Source organism: Ruegeria halocynthiae, assembly GCF_000743705.1.
In the GTDB taxonomy this organism is placed as follows: domain Bacteria; phylum Pseudomonadota; class Alphaproteobacteria; order Rhodobacterales; family Rhodobacteraceae; genus Ruegeria; species Ruegeria halocynthiae_B.
In genome coordinates, this window is the sequence record NZ_JQEZ01000002.1 from 141,279 (window position 1) to 155,151 (window position 13,873).

At 59.1% G+C, this 13,873-nt stretch carries 16 protein-coding genes; 6 read left to right on the forward strand and 10 right to left on the reverse strand.

The annotated features are described in order from the left end of the window. Nucleotides 1–3 precede the first annotated feature (3 nt). Nucleotides 4–198: a hypothetical protein gene (locus JT51_RS21450; RefSeq protein ID WP_081894633.1), complete on the reverse strand. Its 195-nt coding sequence runs from the start codon at nucleotides 196–198 to the stop codon at nucleotides 4–6. A gap of 243 nt (nucleotides 199–441) precedes the next feature. Between JT51_RS21450 and JT51_RS07000 the strand changes: the two genes are divergently transcribed. Further along, entirely contained in the window at nucleotides 442–1,656 is a 1,215-nt protein-coding gene (locus JT51_RS07000) for a bifunctional alpha/beta hydrolase/OsmC family protein (protein WP_037309970.1), read from the forward strand. 22 nt (nucleotides 1,657–1,678) lie between these two features. Here JT51_RS07000 and JT51_RS07005 read toward each other — a convergent pair whose 3' ends face one another. The 5 genes from JT51_RS07005 to JT51_RS07025 all read right to left on the reverse strand — a co-directional run bounded on the left by JT51_RS07005 (nucleotide 1,679) and on the right by JT51_RS07025 (nucleotide 4,129). Continuing rightward, nucleotides 1,679–2,005: a hypothetical protein gene (locus JT51_RS07005; protein ID WP_037309973.1), complete on the reverse strand. Its 327-nt coding sequence runs from the start codon at nucleotides 2,003–2,005 to the stop codon at nucleotides 1,679–1,681. Between the two features lie 10 nt (nucleotides 2,006–2,015). Further along, a complete protein-coding gene (locus tag JT51_RS07010; RefSeq protein WP_051927448.1) occupies nucleotides 2,016–2,573 on the reverse strand; it encodes a hypothetical protein in 558 nt (185 codons plus the stop codon). 140 nt (nucleotides 2,574–2,713) lie between these two features. Next, entirely contained in the window at nucleotides 2,714–3,301 is a 588-nt protein-coding gene (locus JT51_RS07015) for a biotin transporter BioY (protein ID WP_037309978.1), read from the reverse strand. A gap of 76 nt (nucleotides 3,302–3,377) precedes the next feature. Further along, the gene (locus JT51_RS07020) at nucleotides 3,378–3,800 is read right to left on the reverse strand and encodes a DUF6314 family protein (RefSeq protein ID WP_037309981.1); all 423 of its coding nucleotides are present in this window, start codon (nucleotides 3,798–3,800) and stop codon (nucleotides 3,378–3,380) included. Next, nucleotides 3,797–4,129 (reverse strand): hypothetical protein, encoded by a 333-nt coding sequence (locus tag JT51_RS07025; protein ID WP_037309984.1) that lies wholly within the window; start codon nucleotides 4,127–4,129, stop codon nucleotides 3,797–3,799. The genes JT51_RS07020 and JT51_RS07025 overlap by 4 nt, the downstream gene beginning before the upstream one ends. A gap of 88 nt (nucleotides 4,130–4,217) precedes the next feature. On the opposite strand from JT51_RS07025, the gene purB reads away from it, so the two are divergent. The 4 genes from purB to JT51_RS07045 all read left to right on the forward strand — a co-directional run bounded on the left by purB (nucleotide 4,218) and on the right by JT51_RS07045 (nucleotide 8,634). Next, nucleotides 4,218–5,522 (forward strand): adenylosuccinate lyase, encoded by a 1,305-nt coding sequence (purB, locus tag JT51_RS07030; protein ID WP_037309987.1) that lies wholly within the window; start codon nucleotides 4,218–4,220, stop codon nucleotides 5,520–5,522. Between the two features lie 380 nt (nucleotides 5,523–5,902). Beyond that, complete coding sequence (locus JT51_RS07035) at nucleotides 5,903–6,445, forward strand: tetratricopeptide repeat protein (protein ID WP_037309989.1); 543 nt, start codon at nucleotides 5,903–5,905, stop codon at nucleotides 6,443–6,445. Between the two features lie 132 nt (nucleotides 6,446–6,577). Beyond that, nucleotides 6,578–7,606: a flagellar motor switch protein FliG gene (locus JT51_RS07040; RefSeq protein ID WP_235216156.1), complete on the forward strand. Its 1,029-nt coding sequence runs from the start codon at nucleotides 6,578–6,580 to the stop codon at nucleotides 7,604–7,606. 104 nt (nucleotides 7,607–7,710) lie between these two features. Continuing rightward, entirely contained in the window at nucleotides 7,711–8,634 is a 924-nt protein-coding gene (locus JT51_RS07045; protein WP_037309992.1) for a lysophospholipid acyltransferase family protein, read from the forward strand. On the opposite strand, the gene JT51_RS07050 is transcribed toward JT51_RS07045, so the two are convergent. Next, complete coding sequence (locus JT51_RS07050; protein ID WP_037309996.1) at nucleotides 8,635–9,336, reverse strand: DUF1223 domain-containing protein; 702 nt, start codon at nucleotides 9,334–9,336, stop codon at nucleotides 8,635–8,637. Nucleotides 9,337–9,562: 226 nt separating this feature from the next. Here JT51_RS07050 and acnA point away from each other — a divergent pair, with 226 nt between their 5' ends. Next, entirely contained in the window at nucleotides 9,563–12,253 is a 2,691-nt protein-coding gene (gene acnA / locus JT51_RS07055) for an aconitate hydratase AcnA (protein ID WP_037309999.1), read from the forward strand. Between the two features lie 110 nt (nucleotides 12,254–12,363). Here the strand turns inward: acnA and JT51_RS07060 are convergent, their stop codons facing one another. The 3 genes from JT51_RS07060 to JT51_RS07070 are packed head-to-tail and all read right to left on the reverse strand — an operon-like array spanning nucleotide 12,364 to nucleotide 13,824. Next, nucleotides 12,364–12,903 carry a DsbE family thiol:disulfide interchange protein gene (locus JT51_RS07060; protein ID WP_037310005.1) on the reverse strand — a complete coding sequence of 180 codons (540 nt, stop codon included), beginning with the start codon at nucleotides 12,901–12,903 and terminating at the stop codon, nucleotides 12,364–12,366. Then, nucleotides 12,896–13,054, reverse strand: a complete 159-nt coding sequence (gene ccmD, locus JT51_RS07065; RefSeq protein ID WP_200876074.1) for a heme exporter protein CcmD — start codon at nucleotides 13,052–13,054, stop codon at nucleotides 12,896–12,898. Before ccmD ends, JT51_RS07060 begins: the two co-directional genes overlap by 8 nt. Continuing rightward, nucleotides 13,051–13,824 carry a heme ABC transporter permease gene (locus JT51_RS07070; RefSeq protein WP_037310008.1) on the reverse strand — a complete coding sequence of 258 codons (774 nt, stop codon included), beginning with the start codon at nucleotides 13,822–13,824 and terminating at the stop codon, nucleotides 13,051–13,053. Before JT51_RS07070 ends, ccmD begins: the two co-directional genes overlap by 4 nt. Nucleotides 13,825–13,873 lie beyond the last annotated feature (49 nt).

The window sequence follows — 13,873 nt, forward strand, 5'->3', positions numbered from 1 at the left end:
AGCTCAATTCGCCCAGTGCGACCGTCGGACATTGCCGTGCCAGTCTTCGGACGCGGCTACGCTTGCGTCCGGCGGGGTCACGCCCTGCGATGGCCAGTTCTGTCCTAGTGCAAAGCCGATAACTCCGGTCAGTAGGATTGCGGCCAGAAATTCCGGACGAATAATCGCGATGCGGGGCGCTGAAGTCAGATGTGCCATGAAACCCTCCGAGGTTGAAAGTTACGCTGGCCTATAGATGAGGGCGCTCATTAAATTAGTAAAACGAATATTTATTTGAATACTTATCACAAAAAATGAACCGTCAAAAATTGCGACCCGCACGTTTATTCATTTGGGATGGCTATCCTTTTCTCACCTTCCCGTGACGCTTCTTACATTGGGGTTGAGCAACCTGCCGGATGCACTCAGTATTAGTCTCAATCCCAGATATAAGGAACTGCCATGCCCACGGAACGCATTACCTTTGCCGGTCATGACGGCAACCAATTGGCCGCGCGCCTTGATCTTCCGGATGGGCCAGTGCTGGCGACCGCGTTGTTTGCGCATTGCTTTACCTGTTCCAAGGACATTCCGGCCGCGCGCCGCATCGCGGCGCGGCTGGCGGCGATGGGTATTGCCGTTCTGCGGTTTGATTTCACCGGGTTGGGCCATTCCGGCGGCGAGTTCGCCAATACGACCTTTACCTCGAATGTCGAGGATCTGATCGCCGCATCACATTATCTTGCCGGGCGGAAAATGGCCCCGGCCCTGCTGATCGGGCATTCGCTTGGCGGGGCGGCAGTTCTGCGCGCACGCGCGGGCATTCCCAGCGTCAAGGCCGTCGTTACTCTGGGTGCGCCGTCCGATCCGGGGCATGTCTCGCACCACTTTGAGGACGCCCTGCCCGAGATCGAACAGGAAGGCTCGGCCGAGGTCACACTGGGCGGCCGTCCCTTTCGGATTGGCAAGGCATTTGTGGATGACATTTCGGAATCCGCGCTGGCCCCGGCGATTGCCGATCTAAAGGCCGCGCTGCTGATCCTGCATGCGCCGCTGGATGAAACCGTCAGTATCGACAACGCCAGCACGATCTTTCTGGCTGCCAAACACCCCAAAAGCTTTGTGACGCTGGACGATGCCGATCACCTGATCACACGCGCGCAAGACGCTGAATACGCTGCGGATGTGATCTCGGCCTGGGTTACCAGATACGTCACTCTTTGCCCGCCTGCCCCGCCCCCCGGCGCGCCCGAAGGCGTGGTGCGTGTGACAGAGGCCGATCAGGCTGGCTTTCTTCAGGACATACAGTCAGGCCCCCGGCATCATGCAGTTGCTGATGAACCGGCCTCATACGGGGGCACGGACAGGGGGATGTCGCCTTATGGGTTTGTGTCGTCCGGTCTGGGGGCGTGCACGTCGATGACGATCCGCATGTATGCGCGGCGGAAAAGATGGCCCCTGACCGGCATCACCGTTGATGTGTGCCACAACAAGGTCCACGCACAGGACGCAGGGCTGGTCAGTGACGGCAAAGTCGATCTGTTCCGGCGCAAGATCCGGCTGGAGGGCCCACTGGATCAGGAACAACGCGACCGGCTGCTGGAAATAGCCGACAAGTGCCCCGTGCACCGAACCCTGGAAGGGTCAGCCCAGATCACAACGGAACTGCTGGCCTGACCCTCAAGTCGTTCGAATCCCCTCAACGCCGACGCGGCGCTGGACGGTGGATCGGCGGTCTGGCAGCAGGCGGGCGCGCAACGGGTGGGCGCGGACGTGCCGGTGGCTTGGCCACTGGCGGTCTGGGCCGAGCCGGTGGCTTGGCTATGGGCGGATTGGGCCGGATTGGCCTGTCCACATCAATGTCGACGTCGACATCATGGTAGTAATCGTTCCACAGCATCGAGTCATAGAACGGGTCATACCCGTACCCAACGCCAACGGTCACACCGTCACAAGCGGGCAGGGTCAGCCCAGCCGCGCCAAGCCCCAGCGCCAGAACCGTTCGTTTTGCAAATTTCCGGGTCATCCGCGCCTCCTTACTGTGCGGATCGGAACGACGCGAATACGGCGTTCAGATCGGCCACATAGGCAGGGTCCGCGCCGTTGCGCAGGATCGCAACCGCGACAGCAACACGATTGCGCGGCAAGTCAATCACCGTTGCGGTAAAATTCACGCCGCGCCCGTCCCGATTGCCGGTCCCGCGAATGACACGCGCGGGCAATCCACCAATACGCGTGTCGGTTGTTCCGGTAACCGTCGGGTCCTGGACCAGAAACTTGTCTAGGTCCCGAAGGTAATTCAGCCCGCCTTCGATCGAAGCCACCCCCGCAGGCGATACAAACCCGATCCAGACATTGTCATCGGTCACAGGCCGCACGCCCATGACACGGGCGACCGCGCGGGCGTCGCCCAGTTCCGTATCCTCAATCTCGCGCGGGCCACCCGTGCGCAAGGCCCAGAAGTCGGGCACCGAAAAGCTGAACAGCGCGCGCCCCGCGTCCGTATATGTGACCGGCGTTTCGGCCGAGGCCGAAGCGGCCCCCATCCACAACGCCACACAAAAGGGCAGCGCAGAACCTATTGAAATACGCATATCTTAATAACCTGTTGTTTCTGTGGCTACAGATTGAACCGTGCTGGCGGGATTTGTCCAGTATCTCGCGGTGGCGGCCACAAAAAACCCGCGCCTGGATCTCTCCGGGCGCGGGCGGGTAATTTCGGAATTTCTGGAAATCAGGTGCGGGCGTCGCCCACCAGTTTCCACAGCGCGGGGATCAGCAAAGCAGCCAGAGCCAGCTTGATCGCATCACCAACCAGAAACGGTGTCAAACCCCATTCCAGGATCGGCTTGTCCCAGCCGAACAACTGGCCCAGCCACAGCAGGCCCGGCACATAGATCAGGACGTTCGCCAGAACCAATGCCAGCGCCATCTTACCGACCGAGCGGTCCCAGCCGCGCGCAGCCAACGTCCCCAGCGTGATTGTGGCCAGAACATAGCCAACCAGATAGCCACCGGTGCCACCCATCATATATGTCAGGCCGAATTTTTCGGCTGAAGAACCGGCAAACACGTCAAAGCCCAACGCCCCAACCAGCAGATAGCCCAGCATCGTGACCAGACCCAGACGCGCACCATATGCGGTGCCGATGGTCAGAACGGCAAAGGTGCCCATGGTGATCGGAACCGGCCACATCGGCACTTTGATTTTTGCGGCAATTGCCAGCGCGACGATACCCAGCGCCACCAGAACCACCTGCTTGACGCGCAGCGCTGTTCCCTCACGCGGGCCAAAGGCATTGGCCAAAACACTTGCATTCATTTTAACTTCTCCCAAATCGGATCGAGACTTTGCATCAGCAATGCCCTGTCCCGTCTAACGCTGCAAGATGATTACGCTATCGAAGGGCGTATTCCGTGTCCATTTCGTACGATTTTCGGGGTCCTGCCACGGTCCAGCGGACACTCCAGCGCGGCCAGCCCGAAAAATCGTAGGCCGCGTCATAGCTGTCAGGCGGGCAATCGTGATGATCGGATGCCTGCGGCAAACCCAGTTTCAACGCATGAAAATATTTGCCGTCCTCAAAGTGAACCGCCACGAAATCCCCGCCATCGCGCCAAATATACCTGCGCGTCCCTTTCATCGCTGGCTGGTCAGGAATGCGCAGCGTGACCTGTTCATCATAGATCAGACCGTCCTTGGCCCGGTGCAACTGCGCCTCGCCATCGGCCTGAACGACCCGCCCGGCGTGTGCATCCCGGATGGTGCGGCGCAGGCTCCAGCGGCCTTCAAAATCGGCAAGGCAGTGGGGGAGGTTCATTCGGCGTAGGTTCCCTCGGTGATCCCGCCGTTGTCATCGACAAACCGGATCACCCTGCCCTCTTGCATCACGTCGTAACACGCCCACAGATCGGACGGCGGCCAAAGCGAGCAATACCGGTCCTCGCGCACGCTCCAGCGGCCTGAACTGGGGCGCCCTGAAAAATACTGCGTCAGCATGGTATCGTCGAAGGTCTGCCAGACGCCCTTGCCATAGTCGAGCTTTTGACCTGACAAAGCAGTCAGAATCTGATCGCCGGTCAGTTGGCGGAACTCTTCTGCCGCCAGAAATCCGGGCCAGAGGGTTAAAATCAGGGCAAACCGTCTCATTCCTGCACTCGTGCCTTGTTCCCTTGTGCGGGTGGGTTTAAACCCCGCGCCAACGCCTCATCCCAACCATAAAAAGGTGCCGCTGCCAATGATTCCACGTTACTCCCGCCCCGACATGGTCGCCATCTGGTCGCCCGAGACCAAGTTCCGCATCTGGTACGAGATCGAGGCCCATGCCTGTGACGCCATGGCCGATCTGGGCGTGATCCCGCGTGAAAACGCCGATGCCGTTTGGAAAGCCAAGGATGTCGAGTTTGACGTGGCCCGCATTGACGAGATCGAAGCCGTCACCAAGCACGACGTCATCGCCTTTCTGACCCATCTGGCGGAACACATCGGCAGCGACGAGGCCCGGTTCGTGCATCAGGGCATGACCAGCTCGGACGTTCTGGACACTTGCTTTAACGTGCAGCTGACGCGTGCCGCCGACATCCTGATTGCCGACCTCGAAGGTCTGCTGGCCGCCCTCAAGCGCCGCGCCATCGAACATAAGGACACCGTCCGCATCGGCCGCAGCCACGGCATCCATGCCGAGCCCACAACCATGGGGCTGACATTCGCGCGCTTCTATGCCGAGATGGACCGCAATCTGTCCCGGATGCGCGACGCCCGGGCCGAGATTGCAACTGGCGCGATCAGCGGCGCAGTCGGCACCTTTGCAAATATCGACCCGCAGATCGAAGAACATGTCTGCGACAAGCTGGGTCTGGTCCCCGAACCGATCAGCACGCAGGTCATCCCTCGTGACCGCCACGCGGCGTTTTTCGCAACGTTGGGCGTTATTTCCAGCAGCATCGAAAACATCGCCATCGAAATCCGCCACATGCAGCGGACCGAGGTTCTGGAGGCCGAAGAGTTCTTTTCAAAAGGTCAAAAAGGCTCGTCGGCAATGCCGCACAAACGCAACCCGGTTCTGACCGAAAACCTGACCGGTCTGGCCCGTCTGGTGCGTATGGCCGTTGTACCCGCGCTAGAGAACGTGGCCCTGTGGCACGAGCGTGACATCTCGCATTCATCCGTTGAACGCAACATCGGCCCCGACGCCACCATAACGCTGGACTTTGCCCTGTCTCGCCTGACCAGCGTGATCGACAAGCTGGTCGTCTACCCCGACAACATGCTGGCCAACATGAACAAGTTCCGCGGTCTGGTCATGAGCCAGCGCGTGCTGCTAGCCCTGACGCAGGCCGGTGTCAGCCGCGAAGACGCGTACCGTCTGGTACAGCGCAACGCGATGAAAGTTTGGGAAGAAGGCAAGGACTTTAAGACCGAACTGCTGGGCGATGCCGATGTGACTGCCGCGCTGAGCGCGGAAGAGATCGAAGAGAAATTCGACCTCGGCTATCACACCAAACATGTCGACACCATTTTTGCACGCGTGTTTGGCGAGTAATCTGCCCATCCGCAAATGATTGCCGATGCCCGGGCTGCCACGTGCAGTCCGGGCATTGTTCTTTTGCCACAACGACTGAAACGGGCTATGCTGCCGGGGCATTTTCCGCAAAGGAGAGACGCAATGATCCGGACAATTCTATGCACAGCAGCACTTGTCTGCGCGGCTACAGCAGGCTTGGCATGTAATGGACATTCCAAGCAAACCCAATCCTGCGCCGAAGGCACGGTTTGGGACGCCGAGGCCCAAAGCTGTATGAAAATCACCAACAGCTAACGATTTTCTTTCCTACTTGTGAATAAAAGCGACGGCACGGTTGTTAGCTTTTTTGAAGATCACGCTTAGCTTTCCCAAAGCAGTCCAGAAAACGGAGTAGGAAAATGCGCCTCGTACTAGCTTCAGCTATCGCCATTCAGGCAATTGCATTCGCACCGGCCGTGCACGCCGCAGGTGGCGGCAGCAGCAGCCCGCCAAAGACGACGAACACGACCAAGAAATGCCTGTTTGGCCGCGTCTATGACAAAGAGGCCAAGCGGTGCGTCAAGCCGAACAAATCCAACTTCACCGAAGACGAACTGTATGATGCGGTGCGCGAACTGGCCTATGACGGGCAGCTTGAAAACGCGCAGGATATTCTGCGCGTCATGGATCAGAACGATGACCGCGTGCAGACATACTGGGGATTCACCTATCGCAAAATGGGTGAGCTTGAGCTGGCGAATGTCTTTTACAACAACGCCATCGCAAACAACCCCGACAACATTCTGGCCCGCAGCTATATGGGACAAGGCTTTGTTTCCGCGGGTCGTACCGATCTGGCTATCGAGCAGTGGCGCGAGATCAAGGCGCGCGGCGGCGAAGGCACCTGGGCCGAGGCATCCCTGCGCGAAGCCATCCGTACGGGTCTGACCTATAGCTATTAAGCTTCAGTCTTTCTTTACCCGACTCTCCTTAAACTGCCTGTGGTAGACAACTTTTGACACCGCAGGCAGATGCAGGATACAAACACTTTGGTACAGGTGGCACCGGGGGCAACAGCCCCAGTTGCCGATGGAATGGATGACGCCCCGCGTGTCGTCCCACGATCGCTCAGCAACCGGCAGAAGGCCGCCGTTGTCGTGCGCTTGTTGCTGAATGAGGGCGCAGATATCCCGCTTGAGGAGCTTCCCGATGAGCTGCAGGAAAAGCTGACTCATCAACTGGGGTGCATGGGTCTCGTCGACCGCGTAACGCTGGAGGCTGTCGCGCAGGAGTTTGCCGAGGCGCTGGACAGCGTCGGCCTGTCCTTCCCGCACGGATTGGCGGGCGCACTGGATGCGGTGAACGGTAAGATCGCCCCGGCGACGGCAGCACGGTTGCGCAAGGTGGCCGGGGTTCGCCAGATCGGCGACCCATGGCAGCGGCTGCGCGAAATCCCGACCGAAGATCTGGCCGCCATGGCACAGGCCGAAAGCACCGAAATTGCTGCGGTGATGCTGTCCAAACTGGAAACGGCGAAAGCCGCGCAGTTATTGGGGCACCTGCCCGGCCCGATTGCACGCCAGATCACCTATGCGGTCTCAAAAACCAGCAGCGTCACCCCCGAGGCGGTCGAACGCATCGGATGGTCCCTGGCCGCGCAGCTGGATCAGCGGCCATCACAGGCTTTTGCCGAAGGCCCCGATGCCAGAGTGGGCGCGATCCTGAACCAATCGGCCGCTTCGACGCGCGATGGGCTTTTGTCCGCACTAGACGAAGAGGATTCGGATTTCGCCAGCCTCGTGCGCAAATCAATCTTTACCTTCGCGCATATCCCGGCCCGCGTTATCCCCCGCGATGTGCCCGTCATTCTGCGCGGTGTCGAGCAGCCGGTTCTTGTTTCGGCCATGGCGGGGGCTACCTCTGACGATGACAAGGCTTCGGTCGAGTTTCTGTTGTCGAACATGTCATCACGGATGGCTGAAAACCTGCGCGAAGAAATAGGCGAACGTGGCAAGGTCAAACAATCCGACGCCGAAGAGGCCATGACACAAGTCGTTGGCGCCATTCGCGCTCTGGTCGACGATGGCGCAATTACTCTCGCAGAAGAAGAGAACGAAGAATGATCTGTCAGCCAACTGGCCAGTACCGCGTATTGGAGCGCTTGTGATCACGGGTTGCGCCTTGTATGTCTGACCCGACAGATCGTAACAGCCGGTGAGACCCACTTATGCCCGTCGAAAAGTCGGAACTAAGCCGTTTAGAGCTTGGTAAATATTATGTCACTGGCCTGTTCCTGAAGGGTGTGATCGGCGCTATGCGCCTGTTGCCTTATGAACGGCGCATTGCAACGATGGGTGCCATTGTGCGTGGTCTGGCCCCGGTGGTCGGGTTTACCAAGCGGGTGCGCAACAACCTGAAACTCACCTGCCCCGATCTGCCCAAAGCCGAGGTTCAGCGCATCTGCCGCGCAGTTCCTGACAATGCCGGGCGCGCGATCATGGAGCACTTCTCGCCCGAGGGGTTCACGGAACGCCAGCGCACCGCCAAGATTACCGGCCCGGGCGTGGCCGCATTTGACGCAGCCGTTGCCGAAGGGCGACCTGTCATGATGATCACGGCGCATTTCGGGCACTACCTTGCCGCACGCATTGCTTTGCAAACACGCAGTGAAAAGCCCATCGGATGCCTGTACCGCCGCATGGCCAATCCGTATTTCAACGAAATGTATGTCGACGCGTTTCACAAAACCGGCAAGCCCATGTTCGAACAGGGTCGCCGCGGAATGGTCGAAATGGTGCGCTCGCTCAAGCAAGGCGGCATTATCGCAATCGTCTCGGACCTGCACGCGCACGGCGGTGAAGAACTGATGTTCTTCGGCAAACCAGCCGTCACCTCGGTGCTGAACGCGGAACTGGCGATGAAGTACAAGGCCGTCCTGATCCCGTGTTATGCCGTGCGCCAGCCCAACGGCATCGACTTTGAAATCGTGCTGCATGATCCGGTACCGCATACCGACCCCAAAACCATGACCCAATACACCAACGATAATCTAGAGGCTGTGGTCCAACAGCATATGGGTCAGTGGTTCTGGATTCACCGCCGTTGGAAAACCTGGAACGGGCTGGGTGTTCAGCCCGAGGATATGCCCTGATTACTTGACCTTCGTTGCCGCCACGATCGGGCCGTGACCAGTTCGTTGAACCAAAACAACAGCGGGCAAATCCGAGGTCAAGGAAACCGAATATTGTTGCGGCGCGACGCCGTCCCATTGCCCGGCCATCTGCCAGCTTTCAACAACGTTTGCGTAATCCAATTCGTGACCCGCCAATTCACCCCGCCGGATCGACGCGTGGCGCATCGGTGAATATTGCACCACCCGCACGTCATATGATTCTCCGTCCGGCAACTCGACCGGCTCGACCGTTACGGTTACATCGTTACCCGACCGCGTTGCCTGTACCGATGCCTCGGCGGCGGCCGTTAGATGGGCGTCGATCAAGCGATCCAGCTCGCGTGATTGCGCGCCAACCACATCATGTTGGCCGTTGATGACCATCTGCGGCGTGTAGATCATCGACCGCCCGCCCTCACGCGCATATGCGCGCTGACGCAATGTGTGATTGGGATCGGCGTATTCGTCTTTCCAGCCGATGTAGTCCCAGTAATCAACATGCAATGCCAGGCCGATAACATCCGTACGTTTGGCCAGATCTTGCATGATTTGATCCGCAGGCGGGCACGAAGAGCACCCTTGAGAGGTGAAAAGCTCGACCACAACCGGGTCATTATCGGCCACGGCAGCGGTGGTCAGAAACAAGGAAACAAGCGTGGTCGCGGAAATAGATCTGAACATAATAGGTCTCGGGTCATGTGGGGTGTCCATCCGGTTTAGACGGATTGGCGTTCAACCACCAATCAAGGTTTCTTGAAACACGTGACACAGCCAGCGCGACAAGTGTGTGCAATGGTATACAAAAATGCCTCACTTGGCGTCTTGAACCTTGAACCAAGCGCTTGTGTGATGCAGATAACCTTTAGCGAATCCCATTTTCCAAGCCATTTGAGAGGGAGGCCAAGAGATGCCCATCAAAGTCGGACAGGATACCGCCAAGACACGCCGCAGCCTGAGCGTGAATGGCAAATCCATTTCCTATTATTCGATTCCCGCCGCGCAGGAGGCCGGTCTGGGCGATTTCTCGCGCCTGCCTGCCGCGCTCAAAGTGGTGCTGGAAAATATGCTGCGGTTCGAGGATGACGGGTTCTCGGTCTCGGTCGATGATATCAAGGCCTTTGCCGAATGGGGTGCCAATGGCGGCCAGAACCCGCGTGAGATCGCCTATCGCCCTGCCCGCGTGCTGATGCAGGATTTCACCGGCGTTCCGGCGGTGGTTGATCTGGCCGCGATGCGTGATGGCATCAAGGCACTGGGTGGCGGCGCGCAAAAGATCAACCCGCTGAATCCGGTTGATCTGGTCATCGACCATTCGGTCATGATTGACGAATTTGGCAACCCGCGCGCCTTCCAGATGAACGTGGACCGCGAATATGAACGCAACATGGAGCGGTATCAATTCCTGAAATGGGGTCAGGGCGCATTCAACAATTTCCGCGTTGTGCCCCCCGGCACCGGCATCTGCCACCAGGTGAACCTGGAGTATCTGGCCCAGACCGTCTGGACCGACACGGACCAGAACGGGGATGAGGTCGCCTATCCCGACACGCTGGTCGGCACCGACAGCCACACCACCATGGTTAACGGTATGGCCGTTCTGGGTTGGGGCGTCGGCGGGATCGAGGCCGAGGCCGCGATGCTGGGTCAGCCGATTTCCATGCTGATCCCCGAGGTTGTTGGCTTTGAACTGACCGGCGCAATGGTCGAGGGCACCACCGGCACCGATCTGGTTCTGAAAGTGGTTGAGATGCTGCGCGCAAAAGGCGTGGTGGGCAAATTCGTCGAATTCTTCGGAAGCGGTCTGGACCGCCTGCCGCTGGCCGACAGGGCAACAATTGCCAACATGGCCCCCGAATACGGCGCGACCTGCGGCTTCTTCCCCATCGACGGCGAAACGCTGCGCTATATGCGCAATACCGGCCGGGATGAGGACCGTCTGGCACTGGTCGAAGCCTATGCCAAGGAAAACGGTTTCTGGCGGGATGAGAACTATGCCCCCATCTACACTGACACTCTGTCGCTGGACATGGGCACGATCGTCCCCGCGATCTCAGGCCCCAAACGCCCGCAGGACTATGTGGCGCTGACCGGTGCCAAGGCAGCCTTCACCAAAGAGATGGCCGAGACGTTCAAGCGCCCGATGGGCAAAGAGGTTACCGTCAAAGGCGAAGACTACACGATGGAGTCGGGCAAGGTTGTGATCGCCTCGATCACATCCTGCACCAACACCTCGAACCCTTATGTGATGATCGGGGCCGGTCTGGTGGCGCGTAAGGCCGCCGCGCTGGGACTGGACCGCCAGCCGTGGGTAAAAACCTCGCTGGCGCCGGGCTCGCAGGTTGTATCAGCTTATCTTGAGGCCGCAGGGCTTCAGGAGGATCTGGACAAGATCGGCTTTAACCTTGTGGGCTATGGCTGCACCACCTGTATCGGCAACTCGGGTCCGATCCAGAACGAACTGTCCGAGGCGATTGCCGAAGGCGATCTGGTCGCCACCTCGGTCCTGTCAGGTAACCGGAATTTCGAAGGCCGCATCAGCCCGGATGTGCGCGCCAACTATCTGGCCTCGCCGCCGCTGGTCGTGGTTTATGCGCTGGCCGGAACCATGGATATCGACCTGACGTCCGAGCCGATCGGTCAGGACAAGGACGGCAACGATGTCTACATGAAAGACATCTGGCCCACCCAGAAGGAAATTTCCGATCTGGTCGAGGCCACCGTGACCCGCGAGGCGTTCCTGTCGAAATATGCCGACGTCTTCAAGGGCGACGAGAAATGGCAGGCGGTGGAAACCACCGATGCTGAAACCTATGACTGGCCGCCGGCCTCGACCTATATCCAGAACCCGCCTTATTTTCAGGGCATGGGTCCGCAGCCCGGCACAATTTCGAACATCGAAGGGGCCAAGGTTCTGGCCGTTCTGGGCGACATGGTCACCACTGACCATATCTCACCCGCCGGTTCGTTCGCGACAACCACGCCCGCGGGCAAGTATCTGATCGAACGTCAGGTACAACCGCGCGAGTTCAACTCGTACGGGTCGCGCCGAGGCAACCACGAGGTCATGATGCGCGGCACCTTCGCCAATATCCGCATCAAGAACGAAATGCTGGATGCGGTCGAAGGCGGCTATACCAAGGGCCCCGACGGTCAGCAGACCTCGATCTACGATGCGTCGATGGCCTATCAGGCACAGGGCACCCCGTTGGTGGTGTTCGGGGGCGAGCAATACGGTGCGGGTTCTTCGCGCGACTGGGCGGCCAAGGGTACGGCCCTGCTGGGCGTCAAGGCCGTGATCGCTGAAAGCTTTGAGCGTATTCACCGCTCGAACCTGGTTGGCATGGGGGTGATCCCGTTCGAATTCACCGGCGGCGACACGCGCAAATCGCTGGGTCTGACCGGGGATGAGACCGTCTCGATCAGCGGTCTGGACACGATTGAACCGCTGCAAGAGGTGCCCTGCACAATCACCTTCGCGGACGGATCGGAAAAGACCATCACCCTGAAGTGCCGCATCGATACCGCGCCCGAGATCGAATACATCGAAAACGGCGGCGTGCTGCAATACGTACTGCGCAACCTTGCCAAAGCGAGCTAAAGCCGCGCAACAAAACACAAAGGGCGTCCAATCGGGCGCCCTTTTTCATTTACATGTACATCACGTTTCGGACCAAAGACGCCCGGAAAATCTATGTTCGGCAAACAGATCTAGTTGCCAGCCGCTTTTTCCAATGCCGGACGGATCGTGCTTTTGATCACGCGTTGGGTGATCGGGCCCGCAAAGCGCAAGATGATCGTTCCTTCACCGTCAATCACATAGGTCTCAGGTACGCCATAGACACCCCAGTCCAACCCCATACGCCCCTGCTCGTCCCGTCCGATCCCAGCATAGGGATCGCCCAGTTCCGACAGGAAAGCCTCGGCGTTATCCAGCTTGTCCTTGTAATTGATGCCATAGACGGGAATGCCTTCGTCTGCCAGCGCTTGCAGATTGGGGTGTTCCACCCGGCAAGGCGCGCACCAGCTGGCCCAATAGTTGACCAGCTTGACCTCTCCGTCGCGCAGGGTGGCGTCGTCAAAGTTCGGTTTGCCTGCGAACTCGGTCAACACAACCGGCGGCGCGGGCTGCCCCTCGCGCGCCGAAGGCAACGCGTTGGGATCGTCACGGAACATGCCGATGCCCGCCAGAACGGCGAAGGCGCCGAAAATCAAAGGCGGGGCAATCATCAGCGGCGAAATTTTAGCCATTGCGCGACATCCTTTGTTCGATCTTTTCCATCTCGGCCCGTGTTTTGCGCCCTCGCATCACGCTGAACACGATCAGCGCGGCCAGCAATCCGATTGAGGCCGCGTAGGACCACAGAACTGTATCAGTGTATTTTCCAAGATCAGGGATCATCCGCTTACCCTTTCCCGCGCCAGCAACGCCTTGATCCGCCGCGCCCGAATCTCTGTTCCGGTGCGGTACAGGACCAGCGCGATAAACAGAAAAACAAATCCGATGATGCACACAAGCAAAGGGAAGAAATAGACATTGCTAACCTTCTCTTCGGTGTCGGCCCCGGTCACGGCGGCGGCGCGCATCACCGATGCACCCTGATGCAGCCCCTGATTCCAGAAGTTCACCGCATAACGGCTGAGGAGCGCAAAGACCGACCCCACCAGACACAGGACCGATGTCAGGTCGGCCGCTGTGTCAGAATCCTCGATCGCCTCCCACAGGGCGATATAGCCCAGGTAGAACAGGAACAGGATCAGGAAAGACGTCAGGCGCGGATCCCATTCCCACCAGGTGCCCCACATCGGCTGACCCCAGATCGCGCCGGTGATCAGCGCGATCAGCGTCATGACGACCCCCACAGGGGCCGCGGCGCGGGCGGCCAACGCGCTGACATGGTGACGCCGCACCAGCCAGACCAGCGAGGTCGCCAGCATCATCAGCCAGCAATTGATCGCCATCAGGGCCGCAGGCACGTGCAGATAGATGATCTTGACGGTCGATCCCTGCCGGAAATCATCCGGCGTAAAGAAAAACCCCCACACCAGCCCCACAACGATGCAGGTGATGGAGGTGACCCAGAAGAACGGCATGACCCGCTCACTGGTGGCAAGAAACTTGCGCGGGTTGGCGTATTCCCAGAGGGCGTTGGCTTTGGCTGCGATTGACATGGGTCTTATCTAGTCCGAGTCGGCAGGGTTCTCAATTGACCTTGGTCAA